This is a genomic window from Parasphingorhabdus sp. SCSIO 66989, assembly GCF_032852305.1.
GTDB lineage: Bacteria > Pseudomonadota > Alphaproteobacteria > Sphingomonadales > Sphingomonadaceae > Alterisphingorhabdus > Alterisphingorhabdus coralli.
This window is the reverse complement of sequence record NZ_CP136594.1, coordinates 2,003,341-2,022,640: the sequence shown is the minus strand read 5'-3', so window position 1 is coordinate 2,022,640 and position 19,300 is coordinate 2,003,341. Positions and strand designations below refer to the sequence as shown.

The 19,300-nt window shown below is 56.1% G+C and carries 19 protein-coding genes and 2 tRNA genes; 12 read left to right on the top strand and 9 right to left on the bottom strand.

Annotated features, from left to right (window positions below; translation table 11 throughout):
• Positions 1-88: 88 nt before the first annotated feature.
• From RB602_RS09385 to RB602_RS09370, 4 genes are all read left to right on the top strand, one after another.
• The gene (locus RB602_RS09385; protein WP_317080300.1) at positions 89-1,348 is read left to right on the top strand and encodes a hypothetical protein; all 1,260 of its coding nucleotides are present in this window, start codon (positions 89-91) and stop codon (positions 1,346-1,348) included.
• A 121-nt stretch (positions 1,349-1,469) separates the two neighbouring features.
• The gene (locus tag RB602_RS09380) at positions 1,470-2,477 is read left to right on the top strand and encodes a polysaccharide deacetylase family protein (protein ID WP_317080299.1); all 1,008 of its coding nucleotides are present in this window, start codon (positions 1,470-1,472) and stop codon (positions 2,475-2,477) included.
• A gap of 86 nt (positions 2,478-2,563) precedes the next feature.
• Positions 2,564-2,640, top strand: a tRNA-Ile gene (locus tag RB602_RS09375).
• A 158-nt stretch (positions 2,641-2,798) separates the two neighbouring features.
• Positions 2,799-2,875, top strand: a tRNA-Pro gene (locus tag RB602_RS09370).
• A gap of 36 nt (positions 2,876-2,911) precedes the next feature.
• Here RB602_RS09370 and RB602_RS09365 read toward each other — a convergent pair.
• A complete protein-coding gene (locus RB602_RS09365) occupies positions 2,912-3,148 on the bottom strand; it encodes a hypothetical protein (RefSeq protein ID WP_317080298.1) in 237 nt (78 codons plus the stop codon).
• Positions 3,145-4,524, bottom strand: coding sequence for a M20/M25/M40 family metallo-hydrolase (locus RB602_RS09360; protein ID WP_317080297.1), 1,380 nt, complete (start codon positions 4,522-4,524; stop codon positions 3,145-3,147). Before RB602_RS09360 ends, RB602_RS09365 begins: the two co-directional genes overlap by 4 nt.
• A 117-nt stretch (positions 4,525-4,641) precedes the next feature.
• On the opposite strand from RB602_RS09360, the gene ettA reads away from it, so the two are divergent.
• The gene (ettA, locus tag RB602_RS09355) at positions 4,642-6,321 is read left to right on the top strand and encodes an energy-dependent translational throttle protein EttA (protein ID WP_317080296.1); all 1,680 of its coding nucleotides are present in this window, start codon (positions 4,642-4,644) and stop codon (positions 6,319-6,321) included.
• A gap of 23 nt (positions 6,322-6,344) precedes the next feature.
• Here ettA and RB602_RS09350 read toward each other — a convergent pair whose 3' ends face one another.
• On the bottom strand, positions 6,345-6,908 hold the full coding sequence (locus tag RB602_RS09350; protein WP_317080295.1) for a Uma2 family endonuclease: 564 nt from the start codon (positions 6,906-6,908) through the stop codon (positions 6,345-6,347).
• 218 nt (positions 6,909-7,126) lie between these two features.
• On the opposite strand from RB602_RS09350, the gene RB602_RS09345 reads away from it, so the two are divergent.
• Both RB602_RS09345 and RB602_RS09340 read left to right on the top strand, forming a co-directional pair.
• Entirely contained in the window at positions 7,127-7,669 is a 543-nt protein-coding gene (locus tag RB602_RS09345) for a DUF2846 domain-containing protein (RefSeq protein WP_317080294.1), read from the top strand.
• A gap of 41 nt (positions 7,670-7,710) precedes the next feature.
• On the top strand, positions 7,711-8,859 hold the full coding sequence (locus RB602_RS09340; RefSeq protein ID WP_317080293.1) for a hypothetical protein: 1,149 nt from the start codon (positions 7,711-7,713) through the stop codon (positions 8,857-8,859).
• Positions 8,860-9,007: 148 nt separating this feature from the next.
• Here the strand turns inward: RB602_RS09340 and RB602_RS09335 are convergent, their stop codons facing one another.
• From RB602_RS09335 to putP, 3 genes are read right to left on the bottom strand one after another with little or no spacing between them, the layout of a single operon-like run.
• Positions 9,008-9,727 carry an NYN domain-containing protein gene (locus RB602_RS09335; RefSeq protein ID WP_317080292.1) on the bottom strand — a complete coding sequence of 240 codons (720 nt, stop codon included), beginning with the start codon at positions 9,725-9,727 and terminating at the stop codon, positions 9,008-9,010.
• Between the two features lie 38 nt (positions 9,728-9,765).
• Positions 9,766-10,380 (bottom strand): pyridoxamine 5'-phosphate oxidase family protein, encoded by a 615-nt coding sequence (locus RB602_RS09330; protein WP_317080291.1) that lies wholly within the window; start codon positions 10,378-10,380, stop codon positions 9,766-9,768.
• Between the two features lie 3 nt (positions 10,381-10,383).
• Positions 10,384-11,853, bottom strand: a complete 1,470-nt coding sequence (putP, locus tag RB602_RS09325; RefSeq protein ID WP_317084478.1) for a sodium/proline symporter PutP — start codon at positions 11,851-11,853, stop codon at positions 10,384-10,386.
• A gap of 112 nt (positions 11,854-11,965) precedes the next feature.
• On the opposite strand from putP, the gene lipA reads away from it, so the two are divergent.
• Both lipA and RB602_RS09315 read left to right on the top strand, forming a co-directional pair.
• Positions 11,966-12,910 (top strand): lipoyl synthase, encoded by a 945-nt coding sequence (lipA, locus tag RB602_RS09320; RefSeq protein WP_317080290.1) that lies wholly within the window; start codon positions 11,966-11,968, stop codon positions 12,908-12,910.
• Between the two features lie 3 nt (positions 12,911-12,913).
• Complete coding sequence (locus tag RB602_RS09315; protein WP_317080289.1) at positions 12,914-13,375, top strand: type II toxin-antitoxin system RatA family toxin; 462 nt, start codon at positions 12,914-12,916, stop codon at positions 13,373-13,375.
• Here the strand turns inward: RB602_RS09315 and RB602_RS09310 are convergent.
• From RB602_RS09310 to RB602_RS09300, 3 genes are read right to left on the bottom strand one after another with little or no spacing between them, the layout of a single operon-like run.
• Positions 13,336-13,839 (bottom strand): CinA family protein, encoded by a 504-nt coding sequence (locus RB602_RS09310; RefSeq protein ID WP_317080288.1) that lies wholly within the window; start codon positions 13,837-13,839, stop codon positions 13,336-13,338. The genes RB602_RS09315 and RB602_RS09310 overlap by 40 nt on opposite strands.
• A 10-nt stretch (positions 13,840-13,849) precedes the next feature.
• Positions 13,850-14,389, bottom strand: a complete 540-nt coding sequence (locus RB602_RS09305; RefSeq protein ID WP_317080287.1) for a hypothetical protein — start codon at positions 14,387-14,389, stop codon at positions 13,850-13,852.
• Positions 14,390-14,401: 12 nt separating this feature from the next.
• On the bottom strand, positions 14,402-15,607 hold the full coding sequence (locus tag RB602_RS09300) for a bifunctional 2-C-methyl-D-erythritol 4-phosphate cytidylyltransferase/2-C-methyl-D-erythritol 2,4-cyclodiphosphate synthase (RefSeq protein ID WP_317080286.1): 1,206 nt from the start codon (positions 15,605-15,607) through the stop codon (positions 14,402-14,404).
• 124 nt (positions 15,608-15,731) lie between these two features.
• Here RB602_RS09300 and dusB point away from each other — a divergent pair, with 124 nt between their 5' ends.
• From dusB to RB602_RS09285, 3 genes are read left to right on the top strand one after another with little or no spacing between them, the layout of a single operon-like run.
• Positions 15,732-16,745: a tRNA dihydrouridine synthase DusB gene (gene dusB / locus RB602_RS09295; RefSeq protein ID WP_317084476.1), complete on the top strand. Its 1,014-nt coding sequence runs from the start codon at positions 15,732-15,734 to the stop codon at positions 16,743-16,745.
• Positions 16,718-17,905, top strand: coding sequence for a two-component system sensor histidine kinase NtrB (locus RB602_RS09290; protein WP_317080285.1), 1,188 nt, complete (start codon positions 16,718-16,720; stop codon positions 17,903-17,905). Before dusB ends, RB602_RS09290 begins: the two co-directional genes overlap by 28 nt.
• Positions 17,902-19,299 (top strand): sigma-54-dependent transcriptional regulator, encoded by a 1,398-nt coding sequence (locus RB602_RS09285; protein ID WP_317080284.1) that lies wholly within the window; start codon positions 17,902-17,904, stop codon positions 19,297-19,299. Before RB602_RS09290 ends, RB602_RS09285 begins: the two co-directional genes overlap by 4 nt.
• The last annotated feature ends 1 nt before the right edge of the window (position 19,300 follow it).

The following is a 19,300-nucleotide window of genomic DNA, read 5'->3' as shown; positions in this document are numbered from 1 at the left end:
TGCGACAATATTAATTGATATGTTTAATTTTTTATGACCGCGGCTAATATGGTGCGGTCTTTTATGTGTTCGTGGATAAGGCTGGATAGTGCCGCATAGTCCCTATTATGATGATCGTTTGGCGACGGCGATTTCCGGTGCATTACCCGATGCCGCGCTGGCCGCGGTTCAGTATCGCCAGATCATTGACCTTTTGGCTGACGCAACACCGGCCATTAGCGAAGATCAAGCCGCAACAATGCGCCATGGCAATCAGGGCCGCTATTATTCACAAGTGGATTTTGCCGCTGCGCTTGTCCGCCTTAATGCATTGGGTCAGAAAATCCCGTTGGAAAAACAGGCCGATGCCTTGAGAGAGAGTCGCCGTTTTTTCCGGTCACCTCCCTTGATACGGTATTTGTTGGAGCAGGCGAAGCCCGTGCGCGATGCAGCCCTAGTCAAAGCGCGTTTGCCGGCGGAACAATGGCTTGAGATTATTAAAACCCTGTCACCGGAGCAGCGCGCTGAGCTGATGCACAGGGTTGGCATAGTGCAGACGCCCGAACAGCGGGACAATACCGCGCCCGCGTCGACGATTGCTGGAAATGAAGATGCTGACAGCACGGCCGCTATCGGTGCCAGCGCTGCCGACGAGCCAGATGATGATCAGCAACAGGCGGATAATGGCCCACAAACTGATCAATCAGCGACCGACATCGGCGATCTTGTTGACCGCATAGCCGACTTCACAGCCCGCCGTGACGCGAGCTATGCACCGCATTTGCCGCTGGAAGGGTTCACCGAAAATGACATGACCGGCATATCGGAAATCTGCTTTGTCAGTGACAAGGGCGGATATCTGGTGTCGGTCGATCCCGATTGTGACGGCATGGCCGACGGGCTTCCTGTCTTTGTAAGGGCTATGGCGGGCAGTTGTGGCTGCGATGCCAACACGGCGCGACTGGCGGGACAGTTTAGGCCAATAGTGGATGGTCGCTATGTCCATCGTGGCAGTGCGGCCCTGGCTGGCGAATGGCGCGTTGACGCTTGGCCACGCTTCGCATCGGGCTATGATGGTCAGTTTATCGGCTATTGCGGTGTTTTGACGCGACTGGTCGAAGCACAAGACGCTGAACCGGAGGCATTGGATCATGCCAGAACTCTGTCTCATGAGGATTATCGGCAATTGGTACATGAACTAAGAACACCCGCCGGCGCATTGAAGGGCTTTGCCGAGATACTCCAGACGCAGCTCTTTGGGCCGGTCGCGTCACCCTATCGGGATATGGCACATGCCATTATTGCAGATACCGATATCGTGCTGGCGCAACTTGCCGAGTTGCCGCTGGGTAAGCGCGAAGACGCATAAATCCTAACCGCCCGATATCCGGATTATAAACAGATAGTAAGCAGCACCGCTTGCCACTCTAAGGGGCGAGGGGATAGGGAAGGTCTATTCTGGACGAATAAACAGGAAAAGCCCGCCGCGCATGCCAACCCGTTCGATTTTACAATCCGGGAATAGTGTCGACTATGTCGACTGGGGCGCGCAATTTGGTCAGCGCTTCATCATTACTGTCGATACCGAAGAGGATTTCGACTGGAATCAGCCGTTCAGCGATACTGAATTTGGTCTGGAAAGCGCAGCCCTGCTCGACCGGTTCCAGCTCTTTTGCAAAAATCAGTCTGTCACGCCAATCTATCTAGTAGATTATCCCATCATTACCCATGCCCCGGCTGCTGAGCGCCTGAAATCAGCGGTCGATGCGGGTGAAGCGCATGTTGGCATGCAACTGCATCCATGGGTCAATCCGCCGCAGCAAGAGGAGCTGAACGAGCGGAACAGTTTTGCCGGCAACCTTCCGCGCGAATTGGAACGGGCCAAGATACTGACTCTTACGGAAGAGATTGAAAAAACCATCGGGGTCGCGCCGATTATTTACCGGGCAGGGCGCTATGGCGCAGGGCCGCATACAGCAGAATTGCTAACAGAAGCGGGGATAGTATTTGATAGTTCAGTACGTTCTGGCTTCGATTATAGCGCCAAAGGTGGGCCGGATTATGCACACCACCCGCTGCGCCCCTATTGGTTGGATCGAGACGCGCCTTTGATGGAGTTGCCGCTAACCACTACTTTTTGGGGGCTTTTGCGACGACAAGCGCAGATGCTATATCCCAAACTGCGCAACGCGCCATTGGCTCGTTCTCTGCTTTCGCGCACCGGTTTTTTGGAGCGTATTGCATTGACGCCGGAAGGCATTGGCGCGGAAGAAGCTATTCGCGCCATCGATATTGCGACGGATGATGGTTTACCGCTGCTCAATTTCTCCTTTCACTCACCCTCGTTACAGCCTGGACACACGCCCTATGTCCGCTCTGAGGCGCATGTGGACAGGCTGTATGACTGGTGGCGGAGTGTTCTTGCCTATTGCGCGCAACGCAATGTTCGACCCGCCTCCCTTGACGACTTGAGTGAAGCGGCAAAATTGTCGCTGTAATCAGCGATCAGACGAGCATTTTTGGATTCAACGCGTTTGGCGCTTGCAATAGGCCGGGGCTTTCGGCTATCGGCACGCTCTCGGATGGGCCTGTAGCTCAGTTGGTTAGAGCTGGCCGCTCATAACGGCTAGGTCGGGGGTTCGAGTCCCTCCGGGCCCACCAGCCTTCGCTAAAGCTAAGGCTGGCAGGCCAGCCGGAGATTTTGCGAAGGCTGTCCGCCGAAGCCAAAGGCGTAGGAGGACGCAATCATCCGCAAAGCCGGTTGATAAAAAAGCATTGCTTTCCCCGTGCGATTGGCTAGGGGCAGCAACAGAAAGTGTCGGGGAGTGGCGCAGCCTGGTAGCGCACCTGTTTTGGGTACAGGGGGTCGCAAGTTCGAATCTTGTCTCCCCGACCACTTTCAGAAATAATCGAAAATAGTGTCTGCTTCTGCTTATTCTGCGGCGGAGGCTTGTTCCGGTTCCGCATTGGTCGCATTCTCCGGCTGCATTGACTCAATTTCTATCTGCATCGCCTTATCGGCAGCTTCTTCGAGGCTTTGCGCCTGCTTCTCGGTGCGTGCTTCTATGGAAGCGGTGGAACCATCATCGGTGATGGTCTCTTCACCTTCACTACAGGCACCTAAAGACAATAGTATAAGCACTGAGATGGTTGAGACGCTTGGCTTCATCCTTCCGGCTCCACAGGACGCGCGGCGATATCGGCGTCGCTATTGGCAATAATCGACAGCACCGTGGCCCAAGCAGCCACATTTTGCTGCATCGCCTTGGGATCGATCTTGTCGAGCGTATCGTCAGGCGTGTGATGCAGGTCGAAATAGTCGGTGCCGTCCTGTTGCAGGTCGATGGCGTTGACACCGAGGCGCACAAGCGGGCCATTATCCGGTCCACCACTGGCCATAATCTCTGACTTTCCTATGCCCAGTGGTGCCAGGGCATTTGCAATCTCGGTTTTCAATGCGTCATTGCCTTCGGGCAGTTTAAACTCAACGCGCCAGATGCGCCCGGCGCCAAAGTCGGATTCCATTGCAATGGCATGACCTGCTGCGCCATGCTTCTCCGCATAGGCACGACCACCATAAATGCCGACTTCTTCCGAGCCGAACCAGATAAGCCGGATGGTGCGCTTTGGCTGCCCCGCATCCTTGACTAGCTTGGCCGCGGCGGTGGTGATGGCCACGCCTGCGCCATCATCCACGGCGCCTGTGCCGAGGTCCCAGCTATCGAGATGGCCTCCGATAACGATAATCGGCGCATTGGGGTCGCTGCCGGGAATTTCGGTGATGACATTGCCTGATTCCAGTTCGCCCAATGTGCGCGGAGTCAGCTTGAGCTTGACCGTTACCGGCTTGCCCCGGGCGATCACCCGTTCCAGATTCTCTGCATCCGGAATGGAAATTGCCGCCGCCGGTATCGGGTCGCCATTGGCGAAGCTGGTGCCGCCAGTATGCGGATTGCGGTGATAGTCAGTGCCGACCGAGCGGATGATAATCGCAGCCGCGCCTTTTTGTGAGGCTATGCGCGGCCCGATAAACCGCGCACCACCGAAAGCCCCATAGCTGGAGCCATCCATAGTCTTTGTCATCTTGTGGCTGACAAAGGCGATTTTGCCTTCAAGGCTGCCATCACGCGCGGCGCTTAGATCGGCGAGGGTCGGGAAATAGGCAATTTCCGCTTCCAGCCCATCCTCGCCTGTGCTGGCGCTGTTGCCCAAAGCGGTGATGTGCATTTTGTGCGGGAAGGGCGAGGTAATATAGGCCTCTTCCTCACCGCGAACCCAGACGGGCAGGGTGAAGGGCTCGACGCGGATATTCTCAAAGCCGAGCGATGCCAGCTTCTGGACCGCCCAATCTCGGGCACGCGCCTCATCCTCGGTACCGGCTAAGCGATGGCCTACTTCGGTGGTTAGTCCTTCGACAATATCATAAGCGGTATCATCTTCGAGCGCCTTGGCTTGCAAGGCGGCAGGGTCATGCTGGGCAAGGGCAGGGCTGGCGAGCAATAGCGCCGGTATCAGGGTCGCGAATCCGTATGTTTTTCTCTTCATGCAAAAGAGGATAGGCCAGACACGCAATATTTGCCAACGCCTCCCTTGCAGGCCGCCTCCCGCTTCGCTAGGCAGCGCTGCAAATATTCCCGCATATTGAGAGACAGGACTCCCCCAATGGCCGTACAATATAGCTATGTCATGAAGGGTCTGACCAAGACCTATCCCGGCGCCAACAAGCCCACGCTGAATGACATTCATCTGCAATTCCTGCCCGATGCCAAGATCGGCATTGTCGGCCCCAATGGCGCGGGTAAATCGACACTGATGAAGATCATGGCCGGGATCGACACCGAATTTCAGGGCGAGGCCTGGGCCGGTGAGGGCATTCGCGTCGGCTATCTGGCGCAGGAGCCGGAGCTGGATGCCAGCAAGACGGTCAAAGAGAATGTCATGGATGGGGTGCGGCCTGTCGCTGATCTGGTTGATCGCTTCAACGAGATTAGCGGCCTGATGGCTGATCCGCCCGAAGATGCCGATTTTGACGCGCTGATGACGGAAATGGGCGAGCTTCAGGAAAAGATCGACGCGGTGGATGGCTGGACACTCGACAACCAGCTGGAAATAGCGATGGAAGCCTTGCGCTGCCCGCCGGGTGATGCTTCGGTGGAAAATCTCTCCGGCGGTGAACGCCGCCGCGTCGCGCTGTGTCGGCTGTTACTGGAAAAACCGGAAATCCTGCTGCTCGACGAACCGACCAACCATTTGGATGCGGAGAGCGTCTCCTGGCTGGAAAACCATCTGGTCGAATATAAGGGCAATGTCATCATGGTCACCCATGATCGCTACTTCCTCGACAATGTCGTGAAATGGGTGCTGGAGCTCGATCGCGGCCGCTATTTTGCCTATGAGTCCAACTATTCGGGCTATCTGGAGAAAAAGGCCAAACGGCTTGAACAGGAAGCGCGTGAGGACAAGGGACGCCAGAAAGCGATCAACGAAGAGCTCGACTGGATCCGCAAAAACCCCAAAGGTCGCCAGACCAAATCCAAGGCGCGTATCAAGAGCTTCGATCAGCTGGTTGAGGCACAGGAAAACCGTGATCCGGGCAAGGCGCAAATCCTTATCCAGACGCCGGAACGCCTTGGCGGCAAGGTGATCGAAGCCAAGGGCCTGACCAAAGCCTATGGCGACAAGCTGCTGTTTGAAAATCTCCAATTCACACTGCCGCCGGGCGGGATTGTCGGCGTGATTGGCCCCAATGGTGCGGGTAAATCAACGCTGTTCAAGCTGATTACCGGGCAGGAACAGCCCGATAGCGGCGAGATTGAGGTCGGCTCGACAGTCAAGCTCGGCTATGTTGATCAGAGCCGCGATGATCTCGATGCCAACAAGAATGTCTGGGAAGAGATTTCCGACGGCCTCGATTTCTTCCAGCTCGGCAAGCATGAGGTGCAGACCCGTGCCTATGTCGGCGCGTTCAACTTCAAGGGTACTGACCAGCAGAAAAAAGTCGGCCAGCTATCGGGTGGTGAACGCAACCGCGTGCATATGGCCAAAATGCTGAAAGAAGGCGGCAATGTGTTGCTGCTCGACGAACCGACCAACGACCTCGATGTGGAAACCCTGCGCGCGCTCGAAGATGCGCTCGAGAGCTTCGCCGGCTGCGCCGTGGTGATCTCGCACGACCGCTTCTTCCTTGACCGCCTGGCAACGCATATCCTTGCGTTTGAAGGCGATAGCCATGTCGAATGGTTTGAGGGCAATTTTGAAAGCTATGAGGAAGACAAGCGCCGCCGTCTGGGCGATGCTGCGGATCGGCCTACACGATTGGCTTATAAGAAATTGACGCGATAAGCGCTTTTCCGGGAAAGCGGGAGTTACCGGTCCATGGGAAGCGCAATGCTCAGATCAGAAATGGTCTGAGCTATCACATTATCACCAAAAGCGATTTCGTTTTGTTTCTGATAGCCCGCTTCCTGCGGTGCCCACATTTGGGTAACACGTTTGCCTTCCACATCAACGACCCAATACTCCGTAATTCCCGCTTTGCCATAAAGATTGGCTTTTGGCCCAAGGTCCAAGCGCAGCGTCGTTGCCGCAATTTCTATAACCAGCTTTACCTTGTCGAGCGGGACAATGCCGTTGCTTTCTACCTTACTGCAGATAACGAGGTCAGGCTCAGGGCAGTCATAGTCTGATATCCGCACCGAAACATCGGTCAGCACTTCAAACTCGCTGCCTTTCAACTGCTCAAACAAAGCATGAGAAAGATACGCCATGCAGCGTGCATGATCCGAATATTTGGAATTCATGTAGAAGACTTCCCCGTCGAAAAGCTCGGTGTTACGATCACCAAAGGCACCTTCACGGTCGAGCAACAGAAATTCATCCACGCTGATGCGATGCTTTTGCAGGGTATCGATGATCTCATGTGCGGTCATGTCTGTTACATATCACAGAATGAAGGGCTTCCCAAGCTAGTCAGCGTGTCCAAAGTGCAGACGTTCTTGAGCGGAGACTTCTCCGCTCCGGTGGATGTTACCAGTCTTTACCAGCATAAATGTATTGCCCTGATAGAGGGCCCGAACGCGCCCCGGGCCTCTCGCTCGGGGTTATGTTTTGCCGTCGCCATGGGCGATGCATTTGGGGGATTGATTCTATGAAAATGACACCATTGAATATCGGCCTTTTTGTCGGGGCTTTGTTACTTGGCGTGGCTTTGTACTTTGTGGTGCCATCGCTCGGCCTCTTATTGTTCCCACTGCTGGTTGTATTTGTTGTAGTTATATTGCTGCGCAACAAATCCGGGGAAAAGGCTGATCCGGCGCAGACCGCTGAAGCCATGACCATGATGCCGGCTGAGGGTAAAGCGCGTATCTATGTCATGCGCAAAGGCTTTGTTGGTGGTCAGCAAGGCATGAACATCACGATCAATGATGACCTCAATAGCCAGATACGTACCAAATATTTTCTGATGGCTGAGGTTGAGCCGGGCACGCATACTGTCACTGCACAGATGTCCAGTGGAACCAAAGGCTCAGCGCGGTCTCACGAGATCACTCTTGAAGCCAATAAAAGCGTATTGCTGGATATGAAATTGCAAATGGGTGCGGTTCAGGGGAAGCCGGACTTTACCGAAGTGCGTGATATGGTTGAGGCCAAGTCGATGCTAAACGGCCTGAAGCTGGTGCTGTGGAAATAACTGTCTCTCAATTGACGTATTGATGTCATAGAGGCGCGGGGATGACGATTTCCGCGCCTCTTTTTTTTGATCCGGCCGATGCCCCGCTTCCATTATCGGAAGACAGCGATCCGGCGATTGCGGCTTTCCTGCAAAAGGCGGCGGATCAGCCATTAGCGGTGCATATCCCCAATGCCCAAGGCATTGACCTGCGCGCCATCCGCCACGGCCCGCATCTTCTCCCCGTCACCATCAGCCATAGCGGCATGGGAGGCAGCTATGTGGTGCAGCCGCATAGCGCCTATGTCGGCTATGCCAAGGATGAGCTGCATGAGGCTGGACTCGGCATGGCGGCACCGTTGGTGGGTGCGGGGTTGAGTGCGATTGGCGGCTTGCTGCGCGCGGCGAATATCAACCGGGTGGCGATGCTCGATAATTTCCTCTTTGCCACCAATCTGCATGGTAACTGGCAAGGCGAGGGGATTGCCGCGATGCGCGAGGCGGTGCTGGCGGACTATGCCGATCATATGCTGGCGATCCGCAGTGTCGATGACTGGTCCTCACCCGCGCTCTATCAGGCGCTCAACGATGATGGCTGGCTGATGATCCCGTCGCGGCAGATATGGGTGATCGATGATGTCGCGGCACAATGGCGTCCGCGCAGTCACACCAAGAGCGACCGACGCAAATTCCGCAAATCGGGACTGGTCGCGGAGGGCATCAGCGTCATGACGCCCGGCGATGCCGAGCGGATCGCGGCGCTCTATAAGGCGCTGTATCTCGACAAATATTCGATGCTCAATCCGCAATTTACGCCCGAATGGATCAGGCTGCTTTCGACAAGCGGGCTGGTCGATTTTCAGGTGGTGCGCGATAGGGAAGGGACCATTATGGGCGTCGCCGGATGCTTTGCCCGCGGCGATGTGCTGACGGTGCCGGTGCTCGGCTATGATATGACCGCCCCGCGCGAGGCGGCGCTGTATCGCATCGCCAGCCTGTTATTCGGCGATTATGCAATCGAACATAACCTGCGGCTCAACTGCTCCGCCGGGGCGGGCAGCTTCAAAGCCGCCCGCGGCGCGCGATCGCATATCGAATATATGGCCTGCTATATCGCGCATCTGCCCAAGACACGGCAAATGGCGATGCGGGCCATGGCATGTGGGATGCGTGAAATTGCTATGCCGGCGTTGGTGAAGCGGGGGTTGTAGCACATATATCTCCCCTCCTCTTCAGAGGAGGGGCAGTGAGACTTAGGGCCATCAGGCCCTTAGTCGCAGCGGGGTGGTGTTGCGGCGCGCATTGCACTTTGTGACTCCACCACCCCAACCCCTCCTCTGAAGAGGAGGGGCTAGTTGCTCAATTCACCCGCTTCACGAAAATCTGGCCATTCTCGTTACGCCTGGTCTGAAAATTCGGTACGGCCTCAAACATGTCCGACAGCCTTGCGAAACCATAGTTGCGGACGTCAAAGCTGGAGCGATTGCCGGCGATCTTGCCCACAGCGCTCAGGCTTGCAAAACCCTCAGAATCGCGCTTGCTGGCCTGATAAGCGTCAATCAGCAGGTGTAGCAGAGCTTCATCAACGCCCTCGGTCTCCTGCCTGCCATTTTCCTGCTCGGCCTTTTCGGCACGGATCAGGGCGTTGACGTCGATAAAGCGGGTGCAGGCCTGTTTGAAACCATCGGGCGTTTTCAGACCGCCAAAGCCATAGACCGGAATGCCTTCCTGCCGGATACGCATGGCGAGCGGCATGAAGTCGCTGTCCGAGCTCATAATGCCAAAGCCATCGACACGGCCATGCGACAGCAGGTCCATCGCATCGATGGTCATTTTCATATCGGTGGCGTTCTTGCCTTTGGTGATGTCGAATTGCTGTTGCGGATCAATGCCATAGCGATGCACCAGATCGACCCAGCCTTTGAGACTCTGCTTGCGCCAATTACCATAGGCACGGCGAACATTGACGGTGCCAAGCTCGGCAAGAACGGTGAGCACCGGGTCAATACCCGCTGGGGAAGCGTTGTCCGCGTCGATCAACAGAGCAATGTTGGAATTGTTGGAATCACGATTGGGCATGAAGCTGTTGTATGACTTTGGGCTGGCGGTGCAAGCGCTTACGGCACCATCCAGCGCCCGTCCCAACCTTTATCGGTTTCATAGTCAAACAGTGCCCGACGATGCCCTGTATGGGCAAGATAGAGCCATTCCATCCGGTCGATGGTTATATAGAGCAATGCAAAGTTGGTGCGCCCTGGCTCTGCTTCTTCCACAGTAGGCTCCACGCCCTCAAGCTCTGTTGGTAGACCCGATATCGGCATATCGGTAAAGCTTCCCGGCGCGGGGTCGGCAAGATAACAGCGTCGGGCATATAAAGTCGCTTCTTCCCACGCCTTGTCGACATTCGGCGTATCGGTCTCAATATGTGCCTTGCCGCTCATCCTGATCTGGATTTTCGCTGGCATATCATAGGCCAGTACAGAAACCGGCGCGCCATCGCCGACCATGTCCACCTTGGCGGCGCGGGCATCGGTGTGGAAGCGCAGGCGACGCGCATCGCCATCGGCCTCGCGCAGCACCATGATCCGCTGATGTGGCTGTCCTACAGCATCGCTATTGGCTATGGTCAGTTGGTGAAACGCATGGCGTCTGTCACTGGCGGCTTTGTTCAATCGGTGCCAGCAATCCTGTGCGATCCGGCTCAAGTTATCAGTGTTGGAATAGTCCATCATAGTTCAGCTTTTCTGCGGTTCCTGAGCGGAACTTTCGTAACCTTTGTCAACCTGGATTGACACCAGCACAATGGTGAGCGTGGATAGAATGAAACCCGGGATAATCTCATACACGCCGCCCAGTCCGTAAAAATCGCTGTTCCAGCCCATGGCTATCCAACCAATCACCACCAGCGCGCCGGTGAGTAGGCCAGCCACCGCCCCGGTCCCGGTCATTCGCGACCAACAAAGAGATAGCAGAATCAGCGGCCCGAAAGCCGCGCCAAATCCGGCCCAGGCATTGGCGACCAGCCCGAGTACCTGGCTATTCGGATCAAGCGCAATCAACCCGGCCAATATCGCTACCACAGCCACGGCAAGGCGTCCCACTGTCACCAGCTCGGTCTCGCTGGCTTCACGACGGAAAAAGGCGCGGTAGAAATCCTCGGTCAGCGAGGCAGAAGACACCAGCAATTGGGAGGATATGGTGCTCATAATTGCCGCCAATAGGGCCGCGAGGAGAAAGCCGGTGATCAGCGGATGAAACAGCAGATCGGCAAGCAGGATAAAGATCGTCTCCGGATCATCGAGTGTCAGGCCATTGGCTTCGACATAGGCGCGACCCGCCAATGCGACGCCAATCGCCCCAAGTAGAGAGACACCCATCCAGCTCATCCCGATGGTGCGAGCGGTCGGAATATCTTTGACGCTGCGGATCGCCATAAAGCGGACAATGATATGCGGCTGCCCGAAATAGCCCAGCCCCCATGCGGTGGCCGAGAGGAAACCGACCAGTGTCAGCCCTTTGGTAAGACTGAGCTGGCCAGGATCAATCTCTGTCAGGATATTCGTCGTAGCTGCCCATCCGCCGAGATCAGACAGCGCGACAATCGGCATCAACACCAGTGCCACCACCATGATGCAGCCCTGAATAAAGTCAGTGAGGCTCACCGCAAGAAAACCGCCAAACATGGTATAGGCCAGCACCACCCCGGCGGTGAGCCAGACGCCGAGCAGATAATCCTGCCCAAAGGCACTGGCGAACAGCTTGCCGCCGCCGACCAGTCCGGCGGCGGTGTAGACGGTGAAGAACAGCACGATCACAATCGCCGAAATACTGCGCAGCAACAGCGTTTTATCGGGGAAGCGGCGGGCCAGAAATTGCGGTATGGTGAGACAGTTATCCAGCTTCTCGGTCTGCTCGCGCAGTCTTGGCGCGACGATAATCCAGTTGAGCAGGGCACCGATAAACAGGCCAATGCCAATCCATGCTTCGACCAAACCACTGGCATAGAGCGCACCGGGCAGGCCGAGCAGCAGCCAGCCCGACATATCCGATGCGCCGGCGGATAGAGCCGCAACCGCTGGAGACAGTTGACGCCCGCCGAGCATATAGCCTGCGCTGTCGCTGGTGGACTTGCGCCAGGCATAAAGACCGATGCCAAGCATCCCGAGGAAATAGAGGGCGAGGGTAATGAGCGTTCCGCTTTGCATGGGCGCGGGGCCTAGACGATATGTGCAGCCGCCGCAATGATAGGCCAATGCAATCATATTCGGTCCATCGCGCCCATTGCATAGCCGCCCGCGCATCGCTATCTGCAAAGCCATGAACGATATGTCTGCCAAGCCTGAGCCAGCTCCGCGCGAGCCGCGTGTCCGCAAGCCTGAATGGATCCGGGTCAAAGCCCCGGTCAGCAAGGGTTTTCATGAGACGCGCAAGCTGATGCGCGATCTCAACCTGAACACCGTATGTGAAGAGGCGGCGTGCCCCAATATCGGCGAGTGCTGGACCAAGAAACATGCGACGGTGATGATCCTTGGCGATGTCTGCACCCGAGCCTGTGCATTCTGCAACGTCAAGACAGGCATGCCGCGGCCGGTAGATCCGATGGAGCCGGAAAATCTGGCGGTGGCTGCGGCCAAAATGGGGCTGGAGCATATTGTCGTGACCTCGGTGGACCGCGATGATCTCCCCGATGGTGGCGCCAGCCAGTTTGTGAAGGTGATTGAGGCATTGCGCCGCAATACACCCAATACGACGATTGAGATTCTGACCCCTGACTTCCGCAACAAGTCCGAGGCGGCGGTTGAGGCGATCGTTACCGCGCGGCCCGATGTCTATAACCACAATCTGGAGACGGTACCGCGTCTCTATCCCACCATCCGCCCGGGTGCGCGCTATTATGCCTCAATCCGCCTGCTCGAGCAGGTGAAGCGGCATGATCCATCAATCTTCACCAAATCGGGCATTATGCTGGGGCTGGGTGAGGAGCGCCTGGAAGTGCATCAGGTGATGGACGATATGCGCTCGGCCGATATCGATTTCATGACCATGGGCCAATATCTGCAGCCAACGCCGAAGCACGCCAAGGTCGCGGATTTCGTGACGCCCAAGGCCTTTGATGCCTATGCCGCCATTGCCCGCGCCAAAGGGTTCTTGCTGGTGGCCTCAAGCCCGCTGACCCGGTCCAGCTATCATGCCGGTGATGATTTTGAGCGGCTTCGCGCGGCGCGTGAGGAGCAGTTGGCGAAAAAGGCTGCCACAGTCTGACCCATGCCAACGCATAGCGAAACCCGCTATCTGCCCTATACGCCAGAACAGGTTTACGCACTGGTGGCCGATGTTGATTCCTATGAGGATTTTCTGCCCTGGGTCATCGGCACCCGCATTCGTTCAGACAGCGACACTGAGATGGTGGCCGATATGATTGTCGGCTTTAAGCAGCTGCGCGAGAGATTCACCTCGCATGTTACCAAGGTGCTGAACGAGGCGATTATCGTCGAGTATCTCGATGGGCCGCTGCGCAATCTGGAAAACAAGTGGAATTTTGCGCCGCATGGCGATGGTCAGTGCCGCGTCGATTTCTTCGTGTCATTCAACTTCCACAACCGCTTTTTTGAGCGGCTAGCTGGACAGTATTTTGACAAGGCTTTCAGGAAGATGGTCGCCGCTTTTGAGGATCGGGCGGATCAACTTTATGGTAGAAAAAGCTCCAGCGCGCATAACGCTGCCTGACGCCGGATTTCATCGCGACTTAAATCTTCACCAAAGCGCTTGAGCTCAGCTACGACCTTGTCCGGGTCGTCGCCTTTTTTTATGCAGGCAAAGACAACCGTGCCCACCGGCTTCTTCTCGGTACCGCCACCGGGGCCGGCGACCCCGGTGATCGATACGGCTATGTCGGCGCCCGATTTCTGTAGGGCGCCCTTGGCCATGGCCCAGGCTACAGCGATGGAAACCGCGCCAAAGGCATCGATGATATCGCTGCTGACGCCCAGCTCTTCCTGCTTGGCGGCGTTTGAATAGGTAACATAGCCGCGTTCGAACACCTCCGAGCTGCCCGGCCATTCGGTTAGGGCAGCGGCGACCAGACCCCCGGTGCAGCTTTCTGCAACCGCGATGCGACGGCCCGCCTCGCGGTTGCTATCCAGCACCTGCTCGGCAAGCGCGGCAATATTGTCAGGAAGAAGCTCTGTCATAGACCGGAATTCACTCGGAGACCGTTACCGGACAGACGTTGAATGGCAGGTCCTTTGTCGGGTCTTCTTCAGCGGTGGCTACCAGCTGGAAGAAGCCGACCAGCAGAGACGATGTCTGATCCGGCGTCATCGTCTGAACGGTTTCAAACAGGGCGTTGATTGCGCCGCAGCTTTCGGGTTTGACTCCCTTCGCCACTTCCTGGCCAATAAACGCGTCCATTAGCGGTGCCATATCGTCATAGCCGAGGCCCTCTGGCAGGCCATCGCCAAATGCGGAACGGAAAGTCTGGAATGCGCTGGGGAATGCTGTGCGAGCAGCCGGAGCCAGCACCTCGTCGACAAAGGTGGAGGATTGTGACAATGCCGCGGTATCGGGCAAGGTGGACTTGCAGGAATCCGCAAGCGAGGTAACAATACCGGGCATAACCACGGTGGCGACGGCTTTCGCTTCCTCGGTTGTAACACATTTGTCCTGCGCCATAGCGGTTTGGTGCGAGGCCAGTGCCGACAGTGCCAGCGCGCCCGCGAGAATTTTGCTCATCTTTGTCATGATCTTGATATCCTATCTTGTCGAGTGTTGAATAAGTGTGGCACTGGCTTGCGCGGCAATGCCTTCGCGTCTTCCGGTAAAGCCAAGGGCCTCGGTAGTCGTTGCCTTGATGCTGACCAGGTCAGCATCAAGGCTGAGAATAGCAGCCACCCGCTCGCGCATGGCTTCGCGATGGGGTTTAACCTTAGGGGCTTCGCAGATCAGAGTGATATCCACATTGCCGATGCGATACCCCTTTTCTTCGACCAAATTCGCCGCATGTTCGAGAAAACGGTCAGAAGAAGAACCCGCCCATTGCGGGTCCGTATCGGGGAAATGGTCGCCAATATCGCCAAGCGCCAGCGCCCCAAGGAGAGCATCGGTCAAGGCATGCAGGCCGACATCGGCGTCACTATGTCCTTTCAGGCTCTGCTTATGGGGGATTTGCACACCGCACAGCCAGATATGGTCGCCCGGCTCAAAGCGGTGAACATCAAAGCCATTGCCTATACGTATCGGAGCGCGCAGATTCTCGCTCTGATGGTTCATTAGCGTTAGGCCCCCGTCAAAATCTTCGGCAAAGGTAATCTTTGCCAGCTTTTCATCACCGGCAACAGCAGCAACCTTATAGCCGCAATCCTGAACCATACGTGCATCATCGGTTGGTGCATCGCCAGATTTTGTCTGCCAATGCTGATGCGCGGCTTGCAATACGTGGAAATGAAAGGCTTGCGGCGTTTGTACCCTGACAAAATCATTGCGATCAACAGCTTCGCCGAGCAATTCGCCAGCATTATTGGTCATGCTGTCGACCATCGGCAATACGGGCACGGCGCCGGGTTGCTCATCAAGCGCGAGCAACAGCCGGTCAATCACGTCATGGGAAAGACCGGGCCGGGCTGCATCATGCACCAGCACCTTTGTATCTGCGGCGATTTCTAATGCCGAAAGTGCTTGCAGGCCATTAGCAACCGAGGCCATGCGGCTGTCACCGCCCAAAACTGTCTTGATACGATCATCCTGGGGCAGGGCCTGTTGCGCCATGGCATCTTGTCCAGCGCCGATAACGACAATAATTTGGCCAATTAGCGGATGAGACAGCAGATTTCGCACACTATGACGAAGCAGCGGCTGCCCCTGATAATCGCGATATTGCTTGGGAATATCGCCGCCCGCGCGTGATCCGCTACCCGCGGCTACAATGATGGCATGAAAGGCTGTCACAGTGGCAATCCCCATGACAAATCAGCTTAGCCTTGTCCATCGCCAATGACATTTGTGTCAGTAGCGTGGATCAAAACTTGCAGAAATGCGTATTAACAGCTATCCGCTGCCTAAATTTTCAGCACATGGATATATAATCATTATGGCTCTGGCCCCGATCAACATTGGCGATCATGAAATAGCCTGTCCGGTGATCCTCGCACCGATGACGGGTGTGACCGATCGTCCGTTCCGCACATTGGTGCGGCGCTTTGGTTCAGGGCTGAACGTTACCGAGATGATTGCCAGCGAAGCGATGATCCGCGAAACCCGGCAATCGCTGCAAAAAGCCGCTTGGGCGCCTTCCGAAGAGCCTGTCTCGATGCAGCTTGCCGGTTGTCAGCCAGAGCGGATGGGCGAGGCCGCTAAACTCAACGAGGATCGCGGTGCGGCGATTATCGATATCAATATGGGCTGCCCGGTCAAAAAAGTCGTCAATGGCGATGCAGGATCGGCCTTGATGCGCGATCTGCCGCTGGCGGCGGCGCTTATCAAAGCGACGGTCGATGCTGTTGATGTGCCCGTCACCGTCAAGATGCGCATGGGTTGGTGTCATGACAGCCTCAACGCCCCGGAACTGGCGCATATTGCCGAGGATCTGGGCGCCAAGATGATCACTGTGCACGGTCGTACCCGCAACCAGATGTATAAGGGCAGTGCCGATTGGGCGTTTATCCGCAAGGTGAAAGACGCTGTCTCAATCCCGGTGATCGTCAATGGCGATATCTGCTCGATTGAGGATGCCGAGATCGCGCTTGAGCAAAGCGGTGCTGATGGCGTGATGATCGGCCGCGGTGCCTATGGCAAGCCATGGCTGTTGGGGCAGGTGATGCACTGGTTCAGCCAGGACGGCGAGGACCGCACCCGCTTGCCCGATCCCGATCTGGCGACGCAATATCATGTTCTGATCGAACATTATCGCGCCATGCTGGAGCTTTATGGCGAGGATGTCGGTGTCCGCGTCGCGCGCAAGCATCTCGGATGGTACACCAAAGGCCTTCACGGCTCGGCGGATTTCCGTAATGCAGTCAACCGTCTGGAAGACCCGCAAGCCGTGATCGACAGCCTGACCGCTTTTTACGAGCCATGGCTGGAACAGCGACAGGCGGCCTGAGGCAGGTGGCACGCCCGGAGTTGAAAGATGCTGAGAGCGCAATAACCGAAAAGTCGCTTCCCGGACTATCGGATGCTGCCGGGGCGTTACCCATTGCTATCCTGGTGATCGCCCCGAACGGCAAGATTGCTGAAGCTAACGCTGCGGCCGAAACAATGCTGGAAGCAAGCAGCAAAAAGCTCACTCGGCACGCCTTTTCCACCATTATGCGCTTTGCCGATCCTCGACTTGCACGGGCTCTCGATGATCCCGAGGCCGATGTTACGGTGCGGGCGGCCCCTTGCCGGATAAAGGGCATCGATAAACCGTTTACCATCGACCTATCGCTTTCCCCAATGGAAGAGTGGCCCGGTTGGCGCGTGGCTGCGATGATACCGTCCTATGCGCCTGACGGCATTGCGAGCTACGCTGAAAAAGACTCCGATATGCTGGCGCTTCGCGGTCCAGAGATATTGGCTCACGAAATCAAGAACCCCCTCGCTGGTATCCGCGGCGCTGCCCAACTTCTGGCGCGTAAGCAGAAAAAGGCTGGAAATGCAGCCGAGGCTGATCTTGTCTCTCTTATCTCAACTGAAGTTGACCATATCGCTGAGCTGATCGACCGTATGCAATTTCTGGGACGTGATCTTGTTGGCGAAATGAAGCCGGTCAATTTCTATGAAGTGCTCAGTCGCGTAAAGATGCTTTGTATTGCTGAGCACGGCAGCAAGATACGCATAATTGAGCACTATGACCCCTCGCTTCCGGAGATTCTGGCATCCGAGCCGGCGTTGACGCAGATTCTGCTCAATCTTGTGTCCAATGCCGCCGATGCATGCTGTGATCAGCCCGATCCAGTGATTACTTTGAGTAGTCATTATGCTCCTGGCCTAAGCATCGCCAATCGCAAGAGTGACGGGATGATCCGTCTCCCGGTTGAAATACGCGTATCGGACAATGGCCCCGGCATAGCAGAAAGCATAAAGCCGCATCTGTTTACTCCCTTTGTGACCAGCAAGACAAAAGGGCAGGGGCTTGGTTTAGCACTGGTGCGCCAGATGGTGACACAAATGCAGGGACGGATCGTGCAGCGTCGACATGAAGAAAAAGGGCAAACGCAGTTCCGGCTTTTCTTTGCTTCTGTAGACCGTCAGGAGAATATGATGGAAGAGCAGCCATGACGCGCATTTTGCTGGCTGAAGATGACAAGGCCATCTCGCATGTATTGACAACAGCGCTTAACGCCGAGGGCTGGGACGTAGATGTGGTTAAACGTCGTGATCGGCGCAATGAGAGCCTGAAAAGCGGTGACTATTCCCTTCTGATTACCGACGTTCTCCTCGAGGATGGTGATGGTCTGGACGATCTGGGCGAATGGTTGCAGCAGGAGACGCTTGACCTGCCGGTGATTGTTATGTCGGCACAGAACACGCTCGATACTGCCCTGCGGGCCAGCAATGCTGATGCCTTTGAATATTTCCCCAAGCCGTTTGATCTGGAAGCTCTCATTATAGCCGCGCAGAAAGCGGTGACGCCGGGCAAAAGACTCTCCGAGGACGATAGCGGCATCGCCAGCGGTTCCATGGCCATTGTCGGCCGCAGTGCCGCAATGCAGGAAGTCTATCGCACCATAGGCAAGGTGCTGAAGAACGATTTGTCGGTGCTTCTGCTGGGCGAGTCCGGTACAGGCAAAGAACTGGTTGCGGAGACCATTCACAATGCCGGGCACCGTAATGCAGGGCCATTCGTCCCAGTCAATGTCGCTGCCATTCCCTCCGAGCTGATCGAATCCGTTCTCTTCGGCCATGAAAAGGGTGCATTTACCGGCGCTGTGGATCGCCAGATAGGCATGTTTGAGCAGGCCAATGGCGGCACACTGTTTCTCGACGAAATTGGCGATATGTCGATGGCAGCGCAGACGAGGCTACTGCGCGCTCTGCAATCAGGACGTATCAATCGCATTGGCGGTCGCGAGGAAATCGGCATCAATGCCCGCATCATTGCCGCCACGCATCAGGATTTTGAGGAGCTGATCGCCAGCGGTAAATTTCGTGAGGACCTCTATTATCGCATCAACGTCCTGCCGATCACGCTGCCGGCACTGCGTGACAGGCGCGAGGATATTCCTGACCTGGTTCGTCATTTTGCTTCGCAGGCCGTTTCCGAAGGTCTAGAAGAGAAGTACTTCGCCGACGAGGCCATGGCGTTACTGCAATCGCTCGATTGGCGCGGCAATGTTCGCGAGCTACGCAATAGCGTAATGCGCATTGTTGCCTTGAGCAGCGGCGAGACGATTACCCGCCCCATGGTGGCGCAACAGCTTGGCAATAGCACGGCCGAGGAAAGCAATGGCTCTGATAGTGCCTTGTTCACATCTGCTGTTGATGCGTTTCTGCAACAAGCCTCAATTGACGGTGGCGCGCTCTATGCTGAGGCATTGGAAAAGATGGAGAAGCCGCTGTTACAGCGTGTTATGATGCAAACTGATCACAATCAGATAAAAGCTGCAGAGTTGCTGGGTATCAATCGCAACACATTACGCAAAAAACTCAAATTGTACGATATGTTGCCATAGT